Below are 20,157 nucleotides of genomic sequence, written 5' to 3' on the forward strand. Positions count from 1 at the left end.
TCCTTACGCCGAGGCGCCGAGCAGCTTGATCCGGTAGGTCGCCGAGGCCCCGGCCGAGTTGGCGACCTTCAGCAGATCTCCGGTCGCCGCCGTCACGGTCCAGCCGGCCGGATCGAACAGCACCGCACGCGCGCCGGGCTTCAGCACCAGCGCATCCGTGGGGTCAGCGAACGGCCCGACAAACGTATTCGCCGCCGCGCCGCCAACCGTCAGGTTCGTGGTATTCGCCGGGTCCGCCGAAATCTCGATCGCCTTGATGTTGGCGGCCGCGATGGTCTGGCCGAACGCGTCGACCAGGACGCCGGACAGGTCGAGATTCTCGCTGGTCGCGGTCGCCAGCACGCGATCGTCGACAAACTCGATATCGACCCGCCCGGTCCCGGTGCCGGAACCGAACACGTAGTCGTCAGAGTGCGGAATCGGATCGACCGTGTCGCGCCCATCGCGCGCCAGGCGCGCCGAGCCCTCGATCGAGGCTTTCACAACGGCATTGACTTGAGTCATTTGGTCCAGCTCCTGTTTTGGACGGTTGAAGAATTCACCAGGTCTCACTCAGCAGCAGCGCGAGAGCGCCCTGCGGCAACTCGACGGCCGCGACGCTCTTATCGACCACGACGCTTTCGCGGTTCTCATAGAGGTGGCCGAGCGTCATCTTGATCGCGGCCTTGATGTTGGCGCCGATGTCGCCAACCGCCTGCCCGACCGAAAAGCGCACCACGATTGGCTCCGGCGCGTCGCGCTTGACCAGCGGCCAAACAGAACCAATCGGCGGGATGATCCGCACGCTATGCCCCGCGGTCTGCACCACATAGAGAGACTCATCGAGGGTTTGCGTCACGCCGGCAGCGTCGACATATGCGATCGAATTCGACGTCATCCATTGTTACCGGCGCGATCGGCAGCGCGATCCAGCCGCAATGCCAATGCATCAACGGCCATTCGACAACCTGCTCGGCGAAACGACGCTGCGTCAGGTCCTGCGCTGCGATCGTCGCGGCCGTGACCAGCGCCGCAATGAGCAGGTCATCATCCCCGTGATCCACGCGGAGATGCGCCTTTGCCTCATCGAGCGTAACAACCGGCGCAATGTCCTTTGCGGCCGTGACCGTGCGCAGCATGTGAGAACGCCTCTTTGCGAGGGAAAGAGAGGCGCCGGCCGGGCGAGGCCCGGCCAGGCGCGAGAGATCAGCCGACGACCTCGTCGACGGTCGTCGCGTCGTTGTCGGTTGCGAAGTCGTAACGCGGATCGAACCCGAGCACGGCAGCACCGATCAGGCAGGCCGCAACTGCCGGCGTCATCGAGAGCTGGAAGAATTTGAAGCCGTTATTCATGTCGAGATCATCCTGCTTCAGGTTGATCAAGACCTGCTTGTTGTCGTCGGTACCGACCTTGGTAAGCTGAGTGACGGCCTTGCCGGCAATATCCTTGGCGCCGGCACCACCGGAGCTCGTCGCCTGCTGGATCTTGGCGTCGACCGTGGCAGAAGCGCCGAGCGCGCCGACCATCAGCACGGCCATGTAGTTGTGGAACTTGCTGGCATCGATCCAGCCGGTGGTCTGCACGGCATTGGCCGACTGCGGATTGATGACGTCGACGACGCTCACGCGTTGCGACGGCTTGACTGACATGGGGAACATCGGGTCGCTCTCCTGGTTTCGCGAAGCAGCGCCGGTTGCGCGAGCCTCTACCCTAAACAGCAAAAAGCCGCCCCGTTTCCGGGGCGGCCTTGATGTCGAGCGTTTGTCGCCGGTTAGCCGCGCGTGGCAAGCGCGACGAAATGCGACTTGCTGTTAGTGCCCTTCGCTGGCGCGACGGGCTTGGACAGATAGGGCTGGCCGCCCAAACGGAACACCCAGCGGAAGGCCGTCAGGTTCTGGTCGAAGAACAGATGGATCGACGCTGCGAAGTCGATGCCGCCGCCCGCCTTGGTCGCCAGTGCGTAGCCGGAGAGATCAGCCAGTACGATGTCGCCCGCGGTTCCGAGCGTCTGCATATGCTCACTGAACTGCAGCGCCTCGCCGAGGAACATGCCGCCCTTCGGCGAGCCGGCCAACGGCTGATTGATCGGCAGCCACGCCGCGTTGTTGCCAATCGTCAGGGCGCCGAGCTGGGGCAGCGTATCGCGATTGGCGAGCCACATCGGATTGCCGCCAGGCATGTCGAGCAGACGCGCGTACATGTTCAGCACGTTCGCCGGCACGATCGAGTTGGCCGCCTGGCCGGCCTCCTTCGCCACGGTCACGAGGGCCGGCGAATTCATGAAGCCTAGCGGCTTGCCGACGCCATCTCCCCAAGTGACACCCTCAAACGCTTTCCAACGGATCGCGCGGGAGGCCTGCACCGTGATGCGGTTCTGCAGCCGCGGTGCGTCGTCGAGGATCTCCTGCGTCGCCAGCACGAACGCATACAACTCGTGCAGCGACATCAACTCAGGCGTGACCGCAGCCTTGCTGGCGATCATCTGAGTACCCTCGGAACGCCACGCAGCCTGGACGCCGACGGCACCCCACGGCGTGGTCTCATCCTTGACGATGCCGACCGCGTTGCCCTGCGTCGGTTCCGGATTGCAGAAACCGAGCAGATCATCCTCGGCGAACACAGCCTGCCAGATCTGCTCGCGCCACTCGACCGGCACGAGAACACCCTCGCCGCTGGAACCACCGTTCTGCTGATAGCCGCTTGCAGCCGCAGCGAAACGTGGATCGGCGACGCCGTTGACCTGCATGTTGCGGACGCAGACCGCGAATTCCGCCAAACTCTTGAAGCCAGCGGTCCGCGCCGGGTCCGTGTCGTTGACGACGGTCGCCAGGGCCGGGCCGCCCAGCGCCGTGGAGCCGAACAGCGTCGCGCGCTTAACCGACTTCTCCTCGGCAGCAATCTCCTGGTCGAGCTCGGCGACCTCCTTTTCGAGGCCATCGACCTGAGCCTCGAGCGTGGTGATCGACGCCTTTTCCGCGTCGGTCGCATCGTCCTTGGCGAGCAGCACGTTGAGCTGATCAAGCGCAGTCTTGCCGGCCTTCGCCTTCTCGGCGCGGGCCTGGCGCATTTTCTTCAGATCCTTTTTCATGGATCACTCCTAGTTGGTGGACGCCGGACACGAGAGCCCGCACTCCCGCCGTCCGGCGACGCGGGTGGGCAACCGAAACACGCTGAAAAGTGGGAACTACTCGAAGGCGAGCGCCGAGCGGCGGCGCGTGGCGGTGCGCGCTGCCGGCGCATTCGCGACCAGTCCGGCGATAACCTGGTCGAGGGTTGCGACCCGATCGGCCATACCGCGGGAGATAGCCTCCTTGGCGCCGAACATGCGGCCCTGACCGAATTCCTCGCGGACCTTGGCCTGCGACACGCGGCGGCCGCCGGCGACCGCCTTGATGAAATCGGCGCCGGCGTCATTGATACGGCCCTGGACATAGGCGCGCGCCTCATCCGACAGCGGACCGAACGGATGCGCCTCGTTCTTGCGCGGCGACTGCTCGGAGCGGATCATCGTCACGTTGATGCCGGCTTCCTCGAGCGCCTTGGAATAATCGACGTGCATCGCCATGGCGCCGATCGAGCCGACGTCGGCGGATGGCGTCATGACGATCTCGGAGGCCTGCGACGCAATCCAATAGGCCGCAGACGCCGCCAGGGTGTTGACGCAGGCGATGACGGGCTTTTTCGAGGCCGCATAGGCGAACGCCGCCGCGGCCTCGGCGGTGCCGTGCACCGTGCCGCCGGGGCTGTCGACATCGCCGACGATCGCGGCGACGTCTGGGTCATCGGCGGCTCGCGTCGCCTGCGAGGCGATGCCGGCCAGCGAGGAGCCGAACCAGCTGCCTCGCGGCGTCAACGGACCCGACACGGAGATCACAGCGATCTTGCTCGGCTGCACCGTGACGCTGGCGGGCGCCGCCGCGGCCACAGCCTCCCCGCGAGCGTGAATGCGCCCCAGACAAGCCGCCATCGTACTCAGCTCAATCGCGACAACGGGATCAATCGCCGCGAGCTCCGCCATCACGTGGCCGTTGCCCCAGCACCACCGGAAACGGGATTCCGTCGCCTGCATATCCGGCGCGCCATGGTCAGTCTTCGGCATCATTTTTCTCCTCGCCACCTGGTTGACGATCGCCTACGCCAAATTCTTCCGTGCCCGTGTCGGCACCGGCAGAGTCCTTGGTCAGCGGATTCTTGTAGTCGTTGCCGGCACCATCGGTTCGCGGCGACATGTTTTCCCAGCGCAGGATGTCGTTGGCCGACAGCCATTCGCCCTGACGGCCGATCAGATAGGCGCGGTAGCGATTGAGCAGGTCGCCGCGCAACAGGCCGAAGAAATTGTATTCAATGAAAAGGTCGCCGTTCTCATTGTCGAGCAGTAGATCCCGCTCGGCAGCCTGCTCGACCGCAACAGCAAGCGGCGCAAGACAGTAAACGACGAACTCGCCGCCCTGCTGCTCGATATTGTTGTTGGTCGACCGCTTCAGCCGACCGGCGCGGTGCGGGGGAAACTCCACAGGCCGAACACGGCGGTATCAGCCGCATCCTCGGTTTCGAGGAGCTGCGCCTCGGCGTTGGTGATCTTGAGCTGCGTGTATTCGGCGCCATGCGTCAGCAGCCGATCGCGGTGCCGGTTGCGGCCGGTACCGTTCGCCCGCCACGTGTCGAGGAATTCCTGCTTGTCCGCTTTGTCCTTGAACGTGCCGGGATGCCTGATGATACCACCAGTGCCCCCGTAGTTGGCGAACCACAGGTCGCCATAGTCATGCACCGCGATGGCGCGGGCGAACACATTCTTCGCAGTCTGAAAGATCGGCTCGCCGAGCAGGCCATCCTCGCGCAGCGGGTTGCCGCGAAGGTGCCACAACTCATCCTCGCGATAGGTCACCGGCGCAAGCGAGGAATTCTGCACGATCGTCGCCGGCGGATTGAACGTGTAGTACAGCCGCCCGTCATAACGGCGCTCGACCAGCGCCAGGCGCCGCGGGTGGATCAGCTCAAGCCCGCCCAGACCGTAAGGCTCCGGGCCAAGCCGATCGCTCGGCGGCAGGATGCGGGCGAAGGCGTTACGGTAGTAGGACAGGTGCCACGCCAGCTCGCCAATAAACTCGCCGGGCGTATTCGTCGCATTCGGCCGGGAACCGAGCAGCCGCGTGGCCGGATGATCCGGCAGCGGCGTTCGTGCGCCGTTCGCGCCCTTGCGATAGACCGAGACCGGCAACGTCGAGAGCGCAGAGGACAACCCGTAGCGCACGGACTGGACGGAGCCGAGCTGCGACACGTTGTAATCGCTGACATTGACGTTTGCGATCGACATTCCGCCGCCGAGCGCACCCCAGTATTGCGGGTCCCACTCGTCGCGCGGCTTAGTGACGTCGATCGAGTCGGCCATTGCGCGCAAGCCGCGACCGATGCCGGAAAGAATGCCCATCAAACCACCGTCAGGATGTCAGCGCCGGTCACAAGCATGCCCGCTTGAGGATTCCAGCTCATCAGGATCGCGGCCTGCAGCAGCGCGATCATCGGGTCGATCTTGGCGCGGCCAGCGACTTGCTTGGTGATCATGTCGGCGTTGCCGCGCTGCTCGACCTTGGCGTTGCCGACCACCCATGTCATCAGCGCCTGGTCCGCATGGAAATACGTGCCATCGGCGAGCTTGATGTCCAGACCGTAGACTGCCGGCGCCAGCGCCGGCCCCTGTAGCAAGCGCCGGATCATGCCGTCGGTCACTCCGGCGCCGAACAGCGCCTCAAACAACGCTGCAGCCCTGTTCGGGTCGATGCCGAGGGCATTTTTCTCCGGCAGCAGCCCACTCGCGACCACGCGGGCGGCAATGCTGGCAAGATCGGCGTGCGCCGCGGCCATATCGAGGATCTTGAAGGAATCCTCTTTGGCGAAATCCTCAAGCTGCGAAGCAATGTCCCTGCGACGCTGCAGAACGACCGGGTCGGCCCAACCGTAGCACCACGAAAGCCAATGCCGGGTGCCCTTCTCGCGCCCGATGACGGCGAAACCGAGCAAATCATCGCGGCCACCGCCGTCGACGCCAACGGTGACGACTTCACTGCGCGCGAGGAGCGTTTCCAGATCGAGCTTCTCGTCGACCTGTGCATCCCAGAGGTCGGCGCCGCTCCATCCGTCGTCTTTGGTGCCCGTACCGATCTCGATGTTGAGGTGCTGCGACGCCCAGACCTCGACAGCTTCCGCGCCCTTTTCGCGCTCGCTGGCGAAATCGGCCAACATCGAAGCGACCGTGATCGGCCGATTGATGTTCGGCATCACCCAGGGCCAGCACGCCGGGTCCATCCAACGCGGCTCGACGCCAAGCTTGCGCTCCTCGCGGGTCAACGTGGCAACGTCGCGTGGCAATTCGTACAGCAGCGGCAACGTCGGCCGAATGATTTTGCCGCGATAAAGCCCATCACGCACATTGCGGACGAATTTCAGCTCGCTCTTGAAGGCACCGGTCGGAGCCTCGTCGCTTTGAGTCGTGGTGATGGCCAGGACGCCCTCCTCGGTCTTGTCGAGACCGCCGCGTATCTGACGCAGCACCCGGGAGGTATGCGCGCGCTTGCCGAGCAAATGCAGCTCGTCGAGCAGCACGAAGATCAGCGCCATTGCGCCAGTCAAAATCTTGAGGTCGAAACTCGCGATCATGATCTCGGACTTGGTGACAAGATCCTCGATCGTCTTGTCGTAATCGCGCGGCTTGAAGCGACGTTTCAGATCGGGCAATTCCTCGATCATGCCGACCGCTTGCTCATAGGCACGATCGGCAACCGCCTGCGTCTCGCCGAGAAACAGCGCCGTGGCGCGCGGCCGGAAATTCATCAGCATCGCGACCAGCATCAGCGCGGCCGAGTATGTCGTCTTGGACGAGCCCTTGGGCACCAACGCAAAAAAGTCACGGATCATCCGCTGCTTCGCGATCGGGTCCCACGATCCGAACACAGCTCGGACGAAATCGCGGAACCACTGGCCGGCCGCATCACCGAGCCGCGGATTGCCGGGAACGTCCGGTAGCCGGATCTCGTCAAAGAACGCCAGACCCATGTCGGCCTCGCTTGCGATCAGCGGCAGATTGGGAATCAGCGACCGCCCGTTACGGATGCGATCTTCCCAATCTGGACAGGACGTATCCCACATGGCCCGCGCGCTCTCAGTTTACCGACTGTTGCCGGCGGGCCATCAGCTCGCCCAAGGGCGAACCGACATCCGGATGTTGGGCGGCAACGAGCGCCTCTTCCTTTTTGCCGACCTTCGCCGGCTTCTCCGGTTTCGGATCGGCCGGCTCAGTGCGAGGGCGCGAGGTCTGCCCGAAGTTCATCAGGTCGTTACGCTCGACCAGTTTGAGGAACGGGCCGAGCCGCCCCTTCTCGGTTCCCTCAAAAGCCTTCATGAGCAACACAGCGTCGAGCCGGTCACGCGCGACGGCGCGGTACTTCAGCTCTGAAAAATAATGCTTCCGCAAAGTCGGAAGCGTGACGCGCAGCGTCGCTGCGATCCGCTCGTTGTTCCAGCCCATCGCCAGCAACATGTTGACGCGATTCCGATTTTCGAGCGTGGGAACATGCTCCGGCCGACCGCGGCCACCGTGGTTGGCCGGCACAGGATCGCCGAAGAGGTCAAAATTCGCGGTCACGGTGAAAAAAAACCTGTCTATGTGAGAACAGCCGGTCCGCAGCGCGATTTTGCGTTGAGGATTTAGGCCACCCCCACCCTTCAATCCCAGACGCCACGCATGTGCAGACTTGCCTGCTCCTCGCGTTGCTTGTCGCGATCGTGGCAGGTCTTACACAGGGTCTGCAGGTTGGCCTCGTTCCAGAACAGCAGCTCGTTGCCACGGTGCGGCTTGATGTGGTCGCACACCAGCAACGCCGTGTTGCCCTCGACCCGACCGCAGCTCTTGCGCTGGCAGGTGTAGAGATCGCGCAGGAAGATACGCAGGCGCAACGCTCGCCAGCGCGCGAGTTTGTACCAGGCTTTCCATGGCGGCTGAGGCATCTCACCAAAAGGAAAAGCCGACCATCTTGCGATGGCCGGCCTCAAGTCTCAGGGAGGAAACGCCAGGTGGCTTACTGACTGCCACCTACCCAATGCGAGTAAGGCTGCCCAGTCAGGCACCAAGATGCCGCGTAAATCGGATGGCGAATGGCCCAGATGATGTTCGATAGCATCGTCGTCTCCCTTTGCTCAGTTGCATCAGTAGCGCGAGGCGCTACCGCACAACCTATGCAAACGAAAACGCCGACCGCATTGCTGCGATCGGCGCATGGGCCACGGCTTACATGGCTGCCCTCCGAAGCAAGAGAAGGCGATGCTTCGCTTGTAACCTACGCGAATGGAAAAGCCCGACACAATGACGTGCCGGGCTTTGCCCGATTGCGGCTCCAGACGGTGCGGCCCCGCCTTCCCGCTCATTTGCCATTTCAGAGGCTACACCCAAATGCAAAAGCCCGGCGCGATGGCCGGGCTCTACTTGAGCGTTTGATGATATCGGGCGACTCCAGTCCTGATCGGTTTAGAGCGGCCCCTGCTCATGAGCGCCGCCGTCTTTGACAGCAGCAGATCGTGCAGCTCCCGATCGAGAACCGACCAATCCGCCTCTGAGATTTGCGGATTAGCCGTCAGCTTGCTTATCAGCTGTGTGGTGCGAACGAGGCGATCTGACATGTTTAAGCTTAAAGCTGCGCCGTCCGCCTGGAATCAGGCTCTGCGCTTAGCCGAGCTGCCGCGTATGCACCGCACCGCGAATTAGTCGATCAGCTCGATCTGCGTCTCGGTCAAACCGCTTACCTTGACGCCGCGCTTTCCGTCCTCGACGTAGACGCTGAGTCGGCCATTTGAGTCAATTCGCTCGATCAGCGCGCGCAAGCCGGAGAACAGACCGTCAGCGATGCGAATGCGACGGCCGACCTTGAGCTTGGTCTCGTCCTCTGCATCCTTCGCACTGATCCAGCCGTACTTCAGATACAGCTGCACCAGTGCCCACTTGCGCCGCGACGGGAGCATGTTCTCGATTGCGACGATGTCGCGCAGCAGGCGCATTTCCTCGGCATTGAGCCAGGAGCGCAGCTCGCCGAATTCGAGCAGATCGTCGACGTCGGGAATGCTGCGGATCTCGCCGAGGCGATCCATCTCAAAATCCGGAAGGAAGATTAGACCAGGCAGAAACGGTTTGACGATCAGCCTACCGAGATGTGGCTTCCGCGCCGGCTGTCCGGTGCCGCGGCTAACGGCATGCGCAACAGTCGGCGACCACCCGCTGATGCATCGCTCGCCGAAAGCCTTGATCACCTTTGCGTCGCGACCCGGCGCAACCTGCAGCACGTGCCACGCCGCAGGCGCCGCCGGCACGGCCTGCTGCTCTCTAATGGTGACGTAACCGACGAACTGCCCGACCTCGTAATCCATGTTCATTCGCTCTCCCCTGCCCTTCGCCAAGTCCCGTCGCGCCGCGGCGGAAAGGGCCGCGGCACGCGAAGACCGTGCTTTGCCTTCCTCAACCGGAAATCCGGATGGATCGCCGGCAAACCGTGAACAGCCGGATCAAACGGTTCCGACCAGATGCGTTCGGCCCTGACCTCGACGCGCATCCAAAGCTGGAGCCGATCGCGCCACGCGGCGAACTGCGGGCCTCCCTCTTCGACGAACTGCCAGTCCTCGATCGCGTCGCCGACAAACTCGGCTAGAGCAACCAGGTCAGGCTGCACGACCGCGATCGTCCACAGGCCGACACCGAGCTGCTGATCGGTGACCGTCTTGAGATCGCGCCGCTCGGCCATGCGAACGGCGACAGCAAGGCCGGCCAGCTCGTCGCCCTGCATGAACCGGCGAACTGGCGGCGGCGGCTTGTCCTCCGGCAGCTTCGCATCCGGAAAATCGTTGAAGCCGCCGGACTTCACCCACACGTGAAAGCTCATCGGCTTCTTTTCCAGCGCGAGCACGCCATCGCATATTCCGGAGCTGCAGCGCGGCAGAGCTTTTGCTTCGCCGGCGTCAGCGCGCGAAATGCATTGAGCCCGAGATCGCGCCGCATGATCTGATGCCCCGGATAGGCCGTCCACGCCGGCTGGAAGTGCTCCGGCTCCGGCTGCTGCGCCGCCTTGGTCTTTGCAGCGCTCATCGCTTCGCCCTTTCGAATTCGGCGCGCTCGGCCAGCTGCCGCCTGACGCGCTCCTCGCGCGCCGCGACCTCACGCCGTGGTCGCTGGATCTCCTCGCAGGCGAGATAGACCTCACGCACCGTCGGTAGGAAATCGCACTTGATCGGCAGTCCGGTTGCCGGATGCGTCACGCTGCAGATCACGTCCTCCGGATACCGCGACAACACGGCGGCGATCGCAGCAACATAGGTGTCCGGATCTGCGGCATCAGCCCTGCGGTAACAGCCGAGGACCAGCCTGGCCCGCTGGGCTGCATACGCCGTCAAGGTGGACTGGTCGGGCGTCGAAACTGCTGATCGTGTCAACGAGACGGTCAGCGGCCTGAATGACGCTTCCCCGTGATCGGTCATGATCAGGTCCCCGTGGATTGCTCGCGGGCTGGCGCGGCAGCGACCGGCAGCGGCGAGTTTCGTTTGGCAAACGCGGTTGCGAACACTTTTTCGAAGTAGGCGAGCGGCTTCAGCGGCACGTCGCCGGCAAGCCTGCGGGTCTCGGCCTCGACGAGGTCGACGGTCCAGCCCGCCTGTTCCCACATCACAGCCCGCCAAGGCACGCCGGCAAACTCCGGCGGCACGTCGAGCGGCCGATCGAAGCCGAGCGACCTGAGGAACGCATCGGCGAGCAACTGCGAACCCGCGCTGAAAACGCGCGCGCCCGCGCTCTCCCCATCATATCGTTGGGTAAATTCCGTCCTTGGTGAATCCGGTTTTTGTATATCTATATAGGCCAGCGACGGGTCACCCGGCGACGGGTCAGCCAGCGACGGGTAACCCGTAGGTGGTTGTCTGGTGGCCGGCACGGCATCACGGACGATGGATTCCTCGGCGACGGCCTCGCTGGACACCAGCGACAAAGCCTGCCGAACCTCCTTATCCGTCAATGACGGGCCGGGCTGATCCCGGATTTCATAGACCATGTGAAACGTGCCGTTGCGAAGGCGCACCTTTTCCGGCCGGCACCAGCCGGTGCGCACAAGGTTGTGCAGGACCCGCTTGATCGCATCGCGCCCCATGTTCCAGCGGCGCATCAGCGCAGGCCTGCGGACCTCCCAGTCATGCGGCCTGGACAGCAGATAAGCGAGTATGCCGACCTCGTCGGCGGCGAGCCGCGTATCCTCGAAAAGGACGTTCCCGATCGTTGTATAGTTTGCCGTGTGACGGCGACGGATGATCATTCCCTAAGCTTCGTGATGCATGTCGTTAAGCTGGACACAAACGCAACTGCACTAAAATTCACGCCTGCGACGGCGGCGGCAGGTCGCGCCACGATCGCTTGCGGCGTGGAGCTGGCGGATTGGCCTTGACGTCGTCGAGCGCTGCGTAGAGCCGCCGCGTCTGCGCGCGCAGTTCGTCGACGGTCAGCCAATGCTGACGACCGGCCGATGAATCGGGATCGAGCGGCGCCGCCGCCTGCAATTCGCGCAGAGCATCAGCGTTCTGTCGGATCAATATCCGCAGCACGGGCTCGCTCAGACGAAAGCAGGCCTCGACGTCAGGCATCGCGGCGACCCTCGCTTGCCCTGCCCGCGAGGGCTTCGGCAGCACTCAATGCTTCGGCGATTGATGCGGCGGCGCCGATCGGATCGGCGGGAGAGACCTTGCGGAAATTCCGCGAGGTGTAATGCCATCCGTACTCATACACCCCGTCCGAAACCTTCCGGATGTAGGTGGTCCGCTCGCACCTTTTCGCCTTCGCCCGGCTCATGGCTGCACCTCGAGTCTTGCGTCACAGGGCGGCGTCGCCTCGCACCTGATGTGCTCCTCGTCGCGCCAGTACTCGGTCCAATACCGGTCGCGACCGCCCTCGAATTCGTGGCGGCCGACCTTCACCATGTCGCAGCGAAGGCAGGACTGCTCGGTTTTGAGCGGAAAGCGAACCTTTTCGCCCCATTTGTGCCGGGTCGAGACCGGCTTAATGTTCGCAATTTGCGAAGTTTCGACGCTGGTCATTTGAACCAACCCCGCTCGGCTATCTCTTCTCGCCGGTAGATGCCGATCCGCTCGCGAAGGGTGATGCATCGCGCACCCCACCGGGTGTAAATCCACACATTCCACGTGATCGGCGTAATCCAGAAAAACCGATACAGATCGTGGGTGCATCGACAGACGCGAACCGTAACGAGAAGCCACCACGGCCATTGCTGAGGCCCGTGCGACGGGTGGTACACATGCCGGTCGAGCCTGATGCGCGGCCAATCCCATTCCGATCGAACGATCATTCCGCCGCCTCCAGATATGCCGGCGCGGCCTCGTCCTGCATGATGGCGTAGACGTTCGCCGCCATCTGGTTGACCTCGACGGCGTTGCCGATCTGCTTGACCTGCTCGGTCTTGGTGCCGGTAAATCGATACGGCCGACCGCGGCGTCCAAAGCCCATCGCGGCGGCGAGCTCGGGCGGCTCGAGCATACGGAACAGGATGTCGTAACCGGTCGCCTCGACCAGGTTGTGATGACCGGTCGCGCAGATCACGGGCGCCGGCAGCGCGAGATCATGCACGCGCGGCACCTGCCCGGCCCGCTCGCCGAACTGCGCGGTGATGAATGCCAGCTCGCCCCGCTTCGCCGTGGTCAGCGTCGCCAGCGGCTCGGTCTCGACGTCGCGCGCCCGGTTGGACATGTCCGAATGCGTGACCGGCATCACCATGCCGAAACGCGCCTTGGCGGTTGCGACCGGCAGCGGCTCATCGGCGCTGCGGCACGTCTCGCCGGACCCCGACCCGTAATACGGCGAGATCAGCACGTGCGAGTGCTTCGCGACCTGCGTCGGGACCGGCTCCCCGGTCGAGCGCGGCTCCCCGCCGCCGTGACGTGACAGCACGAACGGCTCGACGACATAGCCGGCGCCCTCACAGCCCGCGGTCGGCGCCGGCTCCCCGAGCGAATGCGCGCGCGTCTCGCCATAGCCGTCCCCGTGGCGATTGAGCAGGAACGGCTCGACCAGGCCGATGCGGGCGATCCCGGTCGAGGCTGGCGACGGCTCGTCGACCGATTGAGAATCCCGGCGGAAATGCTGCTTGATGATGATCGGCTCGGCCAACCCGATATGAGTCCCGCGCGCCGCGACGGCCGGCACCGGCAGCTCGATCGGCCGCCCGTCAGCGTTATTACGCAACGTCACCAGCATCGGCGCCGCAGATCCGGCGCCGCCGGCCACGTTACCCGCGCGGATCTCGCGCAGCCACGCCACATAGGCCATGACGCGCTTGCGATTGCGCTGGCGTAGGTCGGCGCGCTCGGCATGGCGGCGCGCCAGGCAGAAACGCAGCGCGTGGATCAGCGACCGCTGCAGCTCGACGACGAGCATCCAGATCAGCACCCGCGGCCAATCGAACTTGATGGCGCCGGCCAGGATGCGCGCGATCGTCTTTGGCGCCAGCGGCGTCTTGCGGGCGAAGATCGAGCGGCCCTTGATCGACCAATCGATGATATCGCGCGCCGGCCGCCACGGCTTCAATCCCTTCGCCTCGGCCCCCGACCGTTTCGCATGCGTCGCAACCGGCAACAGCAGCTTTTTGCCGTCGAACCGGAAGAAGCCGAAATAGCGCTCGCGCGTCGTGGCGCCGCCAAAATTGGCCGCATTCAGCTTGCGCCACTCGATCGACGTCGCGCCAAGGCCGCGGATGGTCTCAATCCACGCGCGGTAATACTCGCCCTCGCGCTCCTTGATCGGCCGCTGCGTTTCCGGATCGACCGGCCCCCAATTCACGTAGGCCCAGACGTTCTCGACGATCATGCGACTGACCTGCAGCTCGGTCAGCCACGGGATAATGTGCCACGGGTCTGAGCGCAGCTGATCCGACGTCGGACGGCCGCCGCGCGCGGGCGAATGATGCGTGCAGCTCGGCGACGCCATCAGCAGGTCGACATAACCCTCCGGAACGACCTTCTGCGGACGCACGGTCGCGACATCCTGACAGTAGTGGATCGCGCTCGGATGGTTCTGCCAGTGCGTCTCGATCGCGACCGGCCAATGGTTGACGCAGCGCAGATCCATGTCGAGGCCGAGGCGGTCGAATGCCTCCTCGGCGCCCTCCGACGAACCGCCGGAGCCGCAGAACAGGTCGACGACGATCTTCCGCCGAGCTGTCATGACTGCCTCAGAGCGTGAAGCGTGCAATCGATGCAATCGGCCAGGTCGCGGAACGAACGCCAGTTCGGAAAACGCTCCTCGATCTGCGCGATCATTGCGTCAGCCGGGGCAACCTCCTCGAGCGAGGCAAGGCGCGCGCGGATCTCGTGCTCTTCCTCGATCGAAATCCATGAGCGGTTGAAGTGCTCGACTGGACCGAGCGCGATGCGCAACGCCTCGGCGTCGGTGACATCCTCAGGTGCCAGGAAGTGCACGCCCCATTCCGAATAGGCGGAATTAGGCGTGTAAGCGGTGCGCGCCGTGTAGCGGGTGCGTGGCGCTAGCGGCTTCCGTGGGTCGATCAGCAGGACGTCGCTCGTATGGTTGGCGAATTCGATCACCGAACCGTGGCGCGGGCCACCAATGCAGCGGAGATGTTTCATCTCTGCGACCTCCGAACGAGCTGCTCGAGGTCCGCCTCGACCACGCTGCACGGGCAATGCGGGCGCTGGCGCATGCGACCACGCTGCATCCAGCCAAGCGAGTAACCAAACATGAAGAGTCCGAAGGCAGCAACCGCAAGCGCCGCGATTTCCAGCTGCGTCATTGCTGCTGCTCCCGCGCAGCGAGCGGCCGCATCAGTCGAGCCGGCATACCGGTCGGATTACGATTGCGATCAAACCGCTCGCCCTCGGCGATCGCCAAGGCGACGCCGCGCACTAGGTCGCGTCGATAGCCCGCTGGCCTCCACCATTCGCGCGTCCAAGGCCATTCATGCGGCACGGTCGGCGATTCCGTGCCAGCATGCAGAATGAACGCAGCGCCAGCTCGGCCCAGCGTGCCGCGATCGTACCCGTCGTCGTGCTCGGTCGACCAACCCTCGCGTTCGATCTGGCGAAAGCGTTCCGCGATAACAGCCTGCATGAACGCAGACAGCGGTCGGCGGATATGCAGCGCCTCGAACAGGCGCCGCAGGCAATAGGACCGCACGATCGAGATCACAGTCATGATCAGCGCAAACAGCAAGTTCTGATGGAAGGTGACGGCGACGCCGAGCATCGGCAACAGCGTCATTTGTGCGACAAGGCTGATGCCGAATCCGACGAGGATGTTGATCGCGCTCTCCAGGAGCGACATGAAGCGGGATTGCTTCACGGCTGCAGCTCCGGCACGCGAACCCAGCCATCAACGGTGTAGACTGATGGATAAAGCCGGACTGTAGCGCCAACACGCTCCGACACCTCGTTCCATTTCTGGAGCGTTGCATTGCCGAGGTCGACGCCGGCACGAAATGCGAGGATATCGAGATAGATCTGCACATCGGCGAATTCGCGCGACAAAGCGGGCCGCGCTTCGTCGAGCGTCATGTCACCGCGCTCAATTTTCTTGATGATACTAGCCGCCTCGCCCAGCTCGCCGAGGACGGCATTACACCACTGCGCGAGACACCAATCGGAACCGTCAGCCTCCGAATGTGCAGGGCCGCCGCGGCTGTTCTTGAACTGAGGAAGGCGTGCCACGTTGGCTCCCCTCAGCGCGTCAAACGTCAGGCTCATTGAACAGTCTCCTCTGCTGAAAAGATCGACGGTCATTGTCCGAGCGCCCCCTGATGCGCGCCTCGTTCTGCTGCAGCCAACGCAGCGTGTTCGCGGCGGCCTCGAGGCCATCGCACTGGAATTGCGCCTGTGACGCGGTCAGCTTGCGCCGCGGGCTGCTGCTCTTGACATTGATCTCGGCGCCGACCGCGCCGATCTGCCGGGTCAGCGAGATGCCGGCGCCGCCGACACTCGTCTGCGGCATCGCCCCGATGCGCGCCGCGTTCTGGTCGAGCCAGCGCAGCGTCTTGACCGCGGCCTCAATGCCCTCGCGCCGTATCGCTCCCTTGGAGCGGGCGCCGCTGCGCACGTCCCGCAGCTCGGCCTCGACTGCCGAGATCTGCCGGGTCAGGGAGATTTTGTCGGTCATGCCCGCGCCTCGATCTCTGCAGGCGCCGGCCCGGCGAGCTGCGCCAGGAAGGCGCGGCCCTCGTCAGTCACCATGATCTTGGTCGTCGTGGCGTGCGCGTAGCCGGCGCCGATCGCCTGGCGCATGATTGACCACGGGCATTCGGTTCCGGCGTCGATCGCGAGCAGCGCTGAGCGCAGCTCGACCTCGTCATCGGTCAGCGGCATGCGCGTCTGCAGGCGATCGTCGACCACCTCGGCCGGCGCCCGGTCGATGCGCGCGAGGTCCATCTCGGTCTGCGCAACAGGCGCCCGGCGCAGGAATGCCGGGATATCGAGCCCGTCGTCCGAATTCGCTCCAGGTCGGTTCACCGGCGACACGGCTGTGTCGGCGCAGGCCGCGGGCGCGGCGGCATCCGACACGACTTTCCCACGCTCGGCCGGGGCAACATCGGCGGACGGGGCTGGAGGTTCGGCAGCGGGAGTCGCACCGCCGCCGTTCGCAATCTTTGTCTGAGACGCGAGGCCGAGAAGCTTTCGCCGCGTCTCCTCGAGATCGAACAACCCTTGCAGCTGCTCGACGCGCTCCCGACCGGCTTTCGTCGGGGTATAACCGGCCGACATATCGCCCGGCCTCGTTTGGAAGATCAGACCGCGGGCGATCATGTCGGCCGCGACCGCCTGATCTATGGGCTTCAGCCAGGCGACGGCCCAAAGACCTTCCCAGTCGCGCTGCCGGATATCGTTAGAGATTGTTGAGGCCGCACCGCCATGACTCGGCGCGGCCTCGGCGGTCGCTTCTACACCCGCCGGATCATAGCCCTCCGGGCTCCCCTGATCCGAACCGTCGACCGCATCCCCTCGCTCAGCCGCCTCGCCCGCCGCAATCAGCGACGCCAGCCCAACACGGGTTGATGACGAGCTAGCTGGCGCATCAAAGCCCCAGCATGTCCAGCCAGGACGCGCACGCCGCGCATTGAATTCCACCTTGGGTGTATTCGGCCAGTGGAATTCGATGATCTCATGGATGTTGAGCGGCTTTTCGGAGTGATCACCGACCGGCGCCGAGAAGTTGCTGCGGAAATGCGCCGTGGCGGGTGGCACGACCTTTCCGCGAACGCCGACGAGGCAGATCTCATGCTCGCCCGTGAACCAGTAGCCATGCCCGCGCGCTTCGCCGGGCCGCTCTTTATTCCAAACAAGGTTGGTAACGTAGCGGAAGCCCTGCAGCTCCAGCGCGCGCAGCGCCACAGCCAAATGCGGCTGCGTCGTCCACTTGAACAGGATGCAATCGTCGGCGAGGCAGGCGAATCTCTCGGCGCAACGATCGACGATCTGCTCCGGCGTCGTCGCATCGGCCGCGGTCTCGTAATAGTTCGCCGGGTGCTTGTTCATCCCGGTTTCAGGCGACCACACCTCATGATGCCACTCGAAATCCTCGATCGCGACACCGAACATCTTGTCCGGAAGCGCCTGCAGCTTACGACCGAGATCCTGCTCGCGCTCGGCCCGACGCTCTTTCTTCGCGGCGACCTTCTCGGCGCGCATTTCCTTGACGATCGGCGCCAGTGCTTTCTTGACCTCCGGCGTCAGCTTGCCCTCAGCATCGCGCGGCAGCTGCGCCACGATCGCGGCCTGCCGCTCGGCAGGCTGCGCGGCGATCTCGGCCGCCGCAGCGACCGAGACGGCGCCCTGCTCGACCGCCTCGACGATCTCAGGCGCGGCACGCGACAGGACAGACCGAGCGCGGTCGATACCGGCGACGTCGGTCGACATGATCTCGGCCGCCTGGTCACGGCTAATGTTCGCAATTTGCGAAGTTTTGTCCTCGGCCGGGCGCCCCTGCCGCAGGTTCACCAGCTTGGCCGCGACGACGCGGCGCTGGTCGTCGGTCAGATGCCGTCGATTGAGGTTTTTCGACAGCACGTAGCCGAGCAGATCACCGTCGTAGTAGTCCGGCACGACCTCCTGGTAGAGCCAGATATCGTCAAGATTGGCGAGATCGGCCGGCGTGAGCACGCCCCCCGCAAAATGCTCTTGCCATCCCTCGCCGAGCGGATCGCCCTTGGTCGCGATCCAGACCAAGGCGCGATAGCGATTGCGGCCATCAAGGATCTGCATGGCGCCGTCGACCTCGACCAGGTCGATCTGTTCACGCAAGCCATTGACGCGGATGTCCTCCGCGAGATCGAAGAATTCCTGCCCTCGATCAGCGGGAACAGGTTGGCATAGGGATGGATCGCGAGCTGCGTCATGACGAGGTGCCCTCGCCGTCGACCAGAACGATCGCGACGCCGTCGCCGCATTGCGCAATGGCCGCGACATCGCCCTCGACCTGGTCGAGGTGCAGGCTGATCGCGTCGTCGGCGACGGCCGTAACCTTTTCGCCCGCCGCGGCGGCGAAGGCAGCTAACCGCGCCGCCGTATGCGGCCGGACCGAGATCAGCACGCCCTCACGGCCGAAGCCGGCGAGCATGCCGCCCTGCGTTACGGTCGACAGCTCGCCGCGCTCGACGAGGCCATGCATCAGGCGAACAGCGTTGTTCGGCGAGCAGCCCATCGCCTCAGCCAGCGCGCGGCGCGACGGCATCACGCCGTGGCGCCCGACGAATTCGGTGATTGCCCGGAGCGCGTCGACCATGCGGGCGGTCAGCCCCATGCCGTTGGCAGGAACGTCGGTCAAAACGGGATCTCCTCCAGCTGCGGCCGCGGGCCGAGGCCTGCGACAAGATCGCGAATGATGTCCTCGAGCGCGGGCGCCGTGCCGCGCGGACGGCGGTTGCGCGCGTTCTGCAGCTTGGTCGACCAGCGCAAATTTGCGCGGCGGTTATCGAGGGTCTGACCGTTGATGTGGTCGACGGAATGCGAGGCCATGTAACGCAGGCTGCGCGGATCAGCCTTGATCTGGATCTCGCGATGCATGCGGATGGTTGCACGCTCCGGCCCGGCGTTGCGCTTGGCGTAGCGCATCCAGTCGCCGCTGCCCGCATGCCACTCGTTCCAGACGTTTTCGGAAAGCCAGCCGTAATCCTCGGCGTCGACCAGTGCATAGATAGGCTCGCGCGCCGACAGCATGATCCGGCGCCATTGCGTGCCGGTCAGGTCGATCAGCTCCGACGAGACCGTCTCGAGGCGCTTGCGGCCGATAGCGAACGAGCCGTGCATCAGGCCGCGCCCCGCTTCTTCATGAAGTTTTCGAACAGCGGCGGCACGTAGTCCTCGGCGAATGCCTTGCCGTCCTCGGTCCGCCAGATCCGCATCGGCGCGCCACCGACGCTGGCGATCACCTCGCCATTGACCGGGACGAGCATCTGGAACGCCTCGATCACCTGGTCGCGCGACATGCCGTCGCGCACCAGGCGCGAGACCTGGACGTGCAGCGCGCTCTCGGAGGCCATGCCGAGCGCGTGCATATAGGTGTCGTCGATGGCCTCGTTCTCGGCGAGCTCGCCAGGGTCTTTCTGCCGGCGCTTGATGATGCGGCGCATCGATTTCGGGTCGAAGCCGTCCGCCTTGGCCTCGGCGAAAACAGCCTTCTGATCATCCTTCAGCGCAACGATCTGCTCGACGAGGTTCTCTATCCGCTCGATGTAGGATTTCAGCGCCTCGCGGGCGGCCTTAGTAGCGCTCATGCCGGCACCTTTGACGAGCTGCACCTTGACCGCACGCCAGCCGTTGCGGTTGTTGGTGCCGTCCGGCCTGTTCAGCTCACGGATGATGCGTGCGAGCTGCGGGTCGAGGCTGGCGAAGGCGATCGGCCCCTCGAAAAAATGCGGGATCTCGAATCCGTGCTTCGGGTGCCAGGGCGACCAGACGCTCATCGCTTCACCCAGCTATCGAGGCCGGCGTCCTGCTCGCGCTCGTCGAGCGGCCAGGCAACCACCAGCACCACCACGCAGATGGCGAGGCCGAGAAAGCTCGCCATCATTCCGTAGAACTGCGGATCAGACAGACGCTCAGTGATCATGGAATCCCCCTCACCTGCCGGAACAGCCCCGGCCCGC

General features: G+C 64.4%; 31 protein-coding genes. 1 reads left to right on the forward strand and 30 read right to left on the reverse strand.

The annotated features are described in order from the left end of the window. Nucleotides 1–3: 3 nt before the first annotated feature. The 9 genes from ACSKB9_RS05130 to ACSKB9_RS05170 all read right to left on the reverse strand — a co-directional run bounded on the left by ACSKB9_RS05130 (nt 4) and on the right by ACSKB9_RS05170 (nt 6,595). A complete protein-coding gene (locus ACSKB9_RS05130) occupies nt 4–504 on the reverse strand; it encodes a hypothetical protein (RefSeq protein WP_438071876.1) in 501 nt (166 codons plus the stop codon). A 34-nt stretch (nt 505–538) separates the two neighbouring features. After that, the gene (locus ACSKB9_RS05135; protein WP_438071877.1) at nt 539–838 is read right to left on the reverse strand and encodes a head-tail connector protein; all 300 of its coding nucleotides are present in this window, start codon (nt 836–838) and stop codon (nt 539–541) included. Beyond that, nucleotides 819–1,118, reverse strand: a complete 300-nt coding sequence (locus tag ACSKB9_RS05140) for a head-tail connector protein (protein ID WP_438071878.1) — start codon at nt 1,116–1,118, stop codon at nt 819–821. Before ACSKB9_RS05140 ends, ACSKB9_RS05135 begins: the two co-directional genes overlap by 20 nt. A gap of 67 nt (nt 1,119–1,185) precedes the next feature. After that, nucleotides 1,186–1,638, reverse strand: coding sequence for a hypothetical protein (locus ACSKB9_RS05145; protein WP_438071879.1), 453 nt, complete (start codon nt 1,636–1,638; stop codon nt 1,186–1,188). Nucleotides 1,639–1,751: 113 nt separating this feature from the next. Continuing rightward, a complete protein-coding gene (locus ACSKB9_RS05150) occupies nt 1,752–3,068 on the reverse strand; it encodes a phage major capsid protein (RefSeq protein ID WP_438071880.1) in 1,317 nt (438 codons plus the stop codon). A 96-nt stretch (nt 3,069–3,164) separates the two neighbouring features. After that, entirely contained in the window at nt 3,165–4,082 is a 918-nt protein-coding gene (locus tag ACSKB9_RS05155) for a S49 family peptidase (protein WP_438071881.1), read from the reverse strand. After that, complete coding sequence (locus ACSKB9_RS05160) at nt 4,066–4,494, reverse strand: phage portal protein (RefSeq protein WP_438071882.1); 429 nt, start codon at nt 4,492–4,494, stop codon at nt 4,066–4,068. The genes ACSKB9_RS05155 and ACSKB9_RS05160 overlap by 17 nt, the downstream gene beginning before the upstream one ends. Next, on the reverse strand, nt 4,461–5,408 hold the full coding sequence (locus tag ACSKB9_RS05165) for a phage portal protein (protein ID WP_438071883.1): 948 nt from the start codon (nt 5,406–5,408) through the stop codon (nt 4,461–4,463). Before ACSKB9_RS05165 ends, ACSKB9_RS05160 begins: the two co-directional genes overlap by 34 nt. Continuing rightward, entirely contained in the window at nt 5,408–6,595 is a 1,188-nt protein-coding gene (locus tag ACSKB9_RS05170) for a terminase TerL endonuclease subunit (RefSeq protein WP_438071884.1), read from the reverse strand. The genes ACSKB9_RS05165 and ACSKB9_RS05170 overlap by 1 nt, the downstream gene beginning before the upstream one ends. Here ACSKB9_RS05170 and ACSKB9_RS05175 point away from each other — a divergent pair. Beyond that, complete coding sequence (locus ACSKB9_RS05175) at nt 6,560–7,000, forward strand: hypothetical protein (RefSeq protein WP_438071885.1); 441 nt, start codon at nt 6,560–6,562, stop codon at nt 6,998–7,000. The genes ACSKB9_RS05170 and ACSKB9_RS05175 overlap by 36 nt on opposite strands. 136 nt (nt 7,001–7,136) lie before the next feature. Here ACSKB9_RS05175 and ACSKB9_RS05180 read toward each other — a convergent pair whose 3' ends face one another. From ACSKB9_RS05180 to ACSKB9_RS05280, 21 genes are all read right to left on the reverse strand, one after another. Continuing rightward, entirely contained in the window at nt 7,137–7,619 is a 483-nt protein-coding gene (locus ACSKB9_RS05180) for a hypothetical protein (RefSeq protein WP_438071886.1), read from the reverse strand. An 80-nt stretch (nt 7,620–7,699) separates the two neighbouring features. Continuing rightward, the gene (locus tag ACSKB9_RS05185) at nt 7,700–7,981 is read right to left on the reverse strand and encodes an HNH endonuclease (RefSeq protein WP_438071887.1); all 282 of its coding nucleotides are present in this window, start codon (nt 7,979–7,981) and stop codon (nt 7,700–7,702) included. A gap of 750 nt (nt 7,982–8,731) precedes the next feature. Beyond that, nucleotides 8,732–9,397 carry a transcription termination/antitermination protein NusG gene (gene nusG / locus ACSKB9_RS05190; protein ID WP_438071888.1) on the reverse strand — a complete coding sequence of 222 codons (666 nt, stop codon included), beginning with the start codon at nt 9,395–9,397 and terminating at the stop codon, nt 8,732–8,734. After that, the gene (locus ACSKB9_RS05195; protein ID WP_438071889.1) at nt 9,394–9,924 is read right to left on the reverse strand and encodes a hypothetical protein; all 531 of its coding nucleotides are present in this window, start codon (nt 9,922–9,924) and stop codon (nt 9,394–9,396) included. Before ACSKB9_RS05195 ends, nusG begins: the two co-directional genes overlap by 4 nt. Further along, nucleotides 9,897–10,103: a hypothetical protein gene (locus ACSKB9_RS05200; protein WP_438071890.1), complete on the reverse strand. Its 207-nt coding sequence runs from the start codon at nt 10,101–10,103 to the stop codon at nt 9,897–9,899. The genes ACSKB9_RS05195 and ACSKB9_RS05200 overlap by 28 nt, the downstream gene beginning before the upstream one ends. Beyond that, nucleotides 10,100–10,492 carry a hypothetical protein gene (locus ACSKB9_RS05205; protein ID WP_438071891.1) on the reverse strand — a complete coding sequence of 131 codons (393 nt, stop codon included), beginning with the start codon at nt 10,490–10,492 and terminating at the stop codon, nt 10,100–10,102. Before ACSKB9_RS05205 ends, ACSKB9_RS05200 begins: the two co-directional genes overlap by 4 nt. A gap of 2 nt (nt 10,493–10,494) precedes the next feature. Beyond that, nucleotides 10,495–11,316: a hypothetical protein gene (locus tag ACSKB9_RS05210; RefSeq protein ID WP_438071892.1), complete on the reverse strand. Its 822-nt coding sequence runs from the start codon at nt 11,314–11,316 to the stop codon at nt 10,495–10,497. A gap of 58 nt (nt 11,317–11,374) precedes the next feature. After that, the gene (locus ACSKB9_RS05215; RefSeq protein WP_438071893.1) at nt 11,375–11,641 is read right to left on the reverse strand and encodes a hypothetical protein; all 267 of its coding nucleotides are present in this window, start codon (nt 11,639–11,641) and stop codon (nt 11,375–11,377) included. Then, complete coding sequence (locus ACSKB9_RS05220) at nt 11,634–11,846, reverse strand: hypothetical protein (protein WP_438071894.1); 213 nt, start codon at nt 11,844–11,846, stop codon at nt 11,634–11,636. Before ACSKB9_RS05220 ends, ACSKB9_RS05215 begins: the two co-directional genes overlap by 8 nt. After that, nucleotides 11,843–12,091, reverse strand: coding sequence for a hypothetical protein (locus ACSKB9_RS05225; RefSeq protein ID WP_438071895.1), 249 nt, complete (start codon nt 12,089–12,091; stop codon nt 11,843–11,845). Before ACSKB9_RS05225 ends, ACSKB9_RS05220 begins: the two co-directional genes overlap by 4 nt. 265 nt (nt 12,092–12,356) lie before the next feature. Then, nucleotides 12,357–14,231, reverse strand: coding sequence for a DNA cytosine methyltransferase (locus ACSKB9_RS05230; protein ID WP_438071896.1), 1,875 nt, complete (start codon nt 14,229–14,231; stop codon nt 12,357–12,359). Next, nucleotides 14,228–14,611 carry a hypothetical protein gene (locus ACSKB9_RS05235; protein WP_438071897.1) on the reverse strand — a complete coding sequence of 128 codons (384 nt, stop codon included), beginning with the start codon at nt 14,609–14,611 and terminating at the stop codon, nt 14,228–14,230. Before ACSKB9_RS05235 ends, ACSKB9_RS05230 begins: the two co-directional genes overlap by 4 nt. A 38-nt stretch (nt 14,612–14,649) precedes the next feature. After that, nucleotides 14,650–14,817, reverse strand: a complete 168-nt coding sequence (locus tag ACSKB9_RS05240; RefSeq protein WP_438071898.1) for a hypothetical protein — start codon at nt 14,815–14,817, stop codon at nt 14,650–14,652. Continuing rightward, complete coding sequence (locus tag ACSKB9_RS05245; RefSeq protein WP_438080069.1) at nt 14,814–15,347, reverse strand: DUF7220 family protein; 534 nt, start codon at nt 15,345–15,347, stop codon at nt 14,814–14,816. The genes ACSKB9_RS05240 and ACSKB9_RS05245 overlap by 4 nt, the downstream gene beginning before the upstream one ends. 14 nt (nt 15,348–15,361) lie before the next feature. Beyond that, a complete protein-coding gene (locus ACSKB9_RS05250) occupies nt 15,362–15,766 on the reverse strand; it encodes a MazG-like family protein (RefSeq protein WP_438071899.1) in 405 nt (134 codons plus the stop codon). After that, nucleotides 15,750–16,175 (reverse strand): hypothetical protein, encoded by a 426-nt coding sequence (locus tag ACSKB9_RS05255; RefSeq protein WP_438071900.1) that lies wholly within the window; start codon nt 16,173–16,175, stop codon nt 15,750–15,752. Before ACSKB9_RS05255 ends, ACSKB9_RS05250 begins: the two co-directional genes overlap by 17 nt. After that, nucleotides 16,172–18,313: an MT-A70 family methyltransferase gene (locus ACSKB9_RS05260; RefSeq protein ID WP_438071901.1), complete on the reverse strand. Its 2,142-nt coding sequence runs from the start codon at nt 18,311–18,313 to the stop codon at nt 16,172–16,174. Before ACSKB9_RS05260 ends, ACSKB9_RS05255 begins: the two co-directional genes overlap by 4 nt. 91 nt (nt 18,314–18,404) lie before the next feature. After that, nucleotides 18,405–18,836, reverse strand: coding sequence for an ABC transporter permease (locus ACSKB9_RS05265; protein WP_438071902.1), 432 nt, complete (start codon nt 18,834–18,836; stop codon nt 18,405–18,407). Beyond that, on the reverse strand, nt 18,833–19,318 hold the full coding sequence (locus ACSKB9_RS05270; RefSeq protein ID WP_438071903.1) for an HNH endonuclease: 486 nt from the start codon (nt 19,316–19,318) through the stop codon (nt 18,833–18,835). Before ACSKB9_RS05270 ends, ACSKB9_RS05265 begins: the two co-directional genes overlap by 4 nt. Then, nucleotides 19,318–19,974, reverse strand: coding sequence for a DUF2312 domain-containing protein (locus ACSKB9_RS05275; RefSeq protein WP_438071904.1), 657 nt, complete (start codon nt 19,972–19,974; stop codon nt 19,318–19,320). Before ACSKB9_RS05275 ends, ACSKB9_RS05270 begins: the two co-directional genes overlap by 1 nt. Continuing rightward, a complete protein-coding gene (locus tag ACSKB9_RS05280; protein ID WP_438071905.1) occupies nt 19,971–20,120 on the reverse strand; it encodes a hypothetical protein in 150 nt (49 codons plus the stop codon). The genes ACSKB9_RS05275 and ACSKB9_RS05280 overlap by 4 nt, the downstream gene beginning before the upstream one ends. Nucleotides 20,121–20,157 lie beyond the last annotated feature (37 nt).

Source organism: Bradyrhizobium sp. BR 1433 (genome assembly GCF_051547665.1).
GTDB lineage: Bacteria > Pseudomonadota > Alphaproteobacteria > Rhizobiales > Xanthobacteraceae > Bradyrhizobium > Bradyrhizobium australafricanum.

Bases quoted from the DNA above. Each gene is read 5' to 3' on its own strand.
- ACSKB9_RS05130 (WP_438071876.1), bottom strand. From the start codon at position 504: ATGACTCAAGTCAATGCCGTTGTGAAAGCCTCGATCGAGGGCTCGGCG.
- ACSKB9_RS05140 (WP_438071878.1), bottom strand. From the start codon at position 1,118: ATGCTGCGCACGGTCACGGCCGCAAAGGACATTGCGCCGGTTGTTACG.
- ACSKB9_RS05145 (WP_438071879.1), bottom strand. From the start codon at position 1,638: ATGTTCCCCATGTCAGTCAAGCCGTCGCAACGCGTGAGCGTCGTCGAC.
- ACSKB9_RS05150 (WP_438071880.1), bottom strand. From the start codon at position 3,068: ATGAAAAAGGATCTGAAGAAAATGCGCCAGGCCCGCGCCGAGAAGGCG.
- ACSKB9_RS05155 (WP_438071881.1), bottom strand. From the start codon at position 4,082: ATGATGCCGAAGACTGACCATGGCGCGCCGGATATGCAGGCGACGGAA.
- ACSKB9_RS05165 (WP_438071883.1), bottom strand. From the start codon at position 5,408: ATGGGCATTCTTTCCGGCATCGGTCGCGGCTTGCGCGCAATGGCCGAC.
- ACSKB9_RS05175 (WP_438071885.1), top strand. From the start codon at position 6,560: ATGCAGCTCGTCGAGCAGCACGAAGATCAGCGCCATTGCGCCAGTCAA.
- ACSKB9_RS05170 (WP_438071884.1), bottom strand. From the start codon at position 6,595: ATGGCGCTGATCTTCGTGCTGCTCGACGAGCTGCATTTGCTCGGCAAG.
- ACSKB9_RS05185 (WP_438071887.1), bottom strand. From the start codon at position 7,981: ATGCCTCAGCCGCCATGGAAAGCCTGGTACAAACTCGCGCGCTGGCGA.
- nusG (WP_438071888.1), bottom strand. From the start codon at position 9,397: ATGAACATGGATTACGAGGTCGGGCAGTTCGTCGGTTACGTCACCATT.
- ACSKB9_RS05200 (WP_438071890.1), bottom strand. From the start codon at position 10,103: ATGAGCGCTGCAAAGACCAAGGCGGCGCAGCAGCCGGAGCCGGAGCAC.
- ACSKB9_RS05205 (WP_438071891.1), bottom strand. From the start codon at position 10,492: ATGACCGATCACGGGGAAGCGTCATTCAGGCCGCTGACCGTCTCGTTG.
- ACSKB9_RS05210 (WP_438071892.1), bottom strand. From the start codon at position 11,316: ATGATCATCCGTCGCCGTCACACGGCAAACTATACAACGATCGGGAAC.
- ACSKB9_RS05215 (WP_438071893.1), bottom strand. From the start codon at position 11,641: ATGCCTGACGTCGAGGCCTGCTTTCGTCTGAGCGAGCCCGTGCTGCGG.
- ACSKB9_RS05220 (WP_438071894.1), bottom strand. From the start codon at position 11,846: ATGAGCCGGGCGAAGGCGAAAAGGTGCGAGCGGACCACCTACATCCGG.
- ACSKB9_RS05225 (WP_438071895.1), bottom strand. From the start codon at position 12,091: ATGACCAGCGTCGAAACTTCGCAAATTGCGAACATTAAGCCGGTCTCG.
- ACSKB9_RS05230 (WP_438071896.1), bottom strand. From the start codon at position 14,231: ATGACAGCTCGGCGGAAGATCGTCGTCGACCTGTTCTGCGGCTCCGGC.
- ACSKB9_RS05240 (WP_438071898.1), bottom strand. From the start codon at position 14,817: ATGACGCAGCTGGAAATCGCGGCGCTTGCGGTTGCTGCCTTCGGACTC.
- ACSKB9_RS05245 (WP_438080069.1), bottom strand. From the start codon at position 15,347: ATGTCGCTCCTGGAGAGCGCGATCAACATCCTCGTCGGATTCGGCATC.
- ACSKB9_RS05250 (WP_438071899.1), bottom strand. From the start codon at position 15,766: ATGAGCCTGACGTTTGACGCGCTGAGGGGAGCCAACGTGGCACGCCTT.
- ACSKB9_RS05255 (WP_438071900.1), bottom strand. From the start codon at position 16,175: ATGACCGACAAAATCTCCCTGACCCGGCAGATCTCGGCAGTCGAGGCC.
- ACSKB9_RS05270 (WP_438071903.1), bottom strand. From the start codon at position 19,318: ATGCACGGCTCGTTCGCTATCGGCCGCAAGCGCCTCGAGACGGTCTCG.
- ACSKB9_RS05275 (WP_438071904.1), bottom strand. From the start codon at position 19,974: ATGAGCGTCTGGTCGCCCTGGCACCCGAAGCACGGATTCGAGATCCCG.
- ACSKB9_RS05280 (WP_438071905.1), bottom strand. From the start codon at position 20,120: ATGATCACTGAGCGTCTGTCTGATCCGCAGTTCTACGGAATGATGGCG.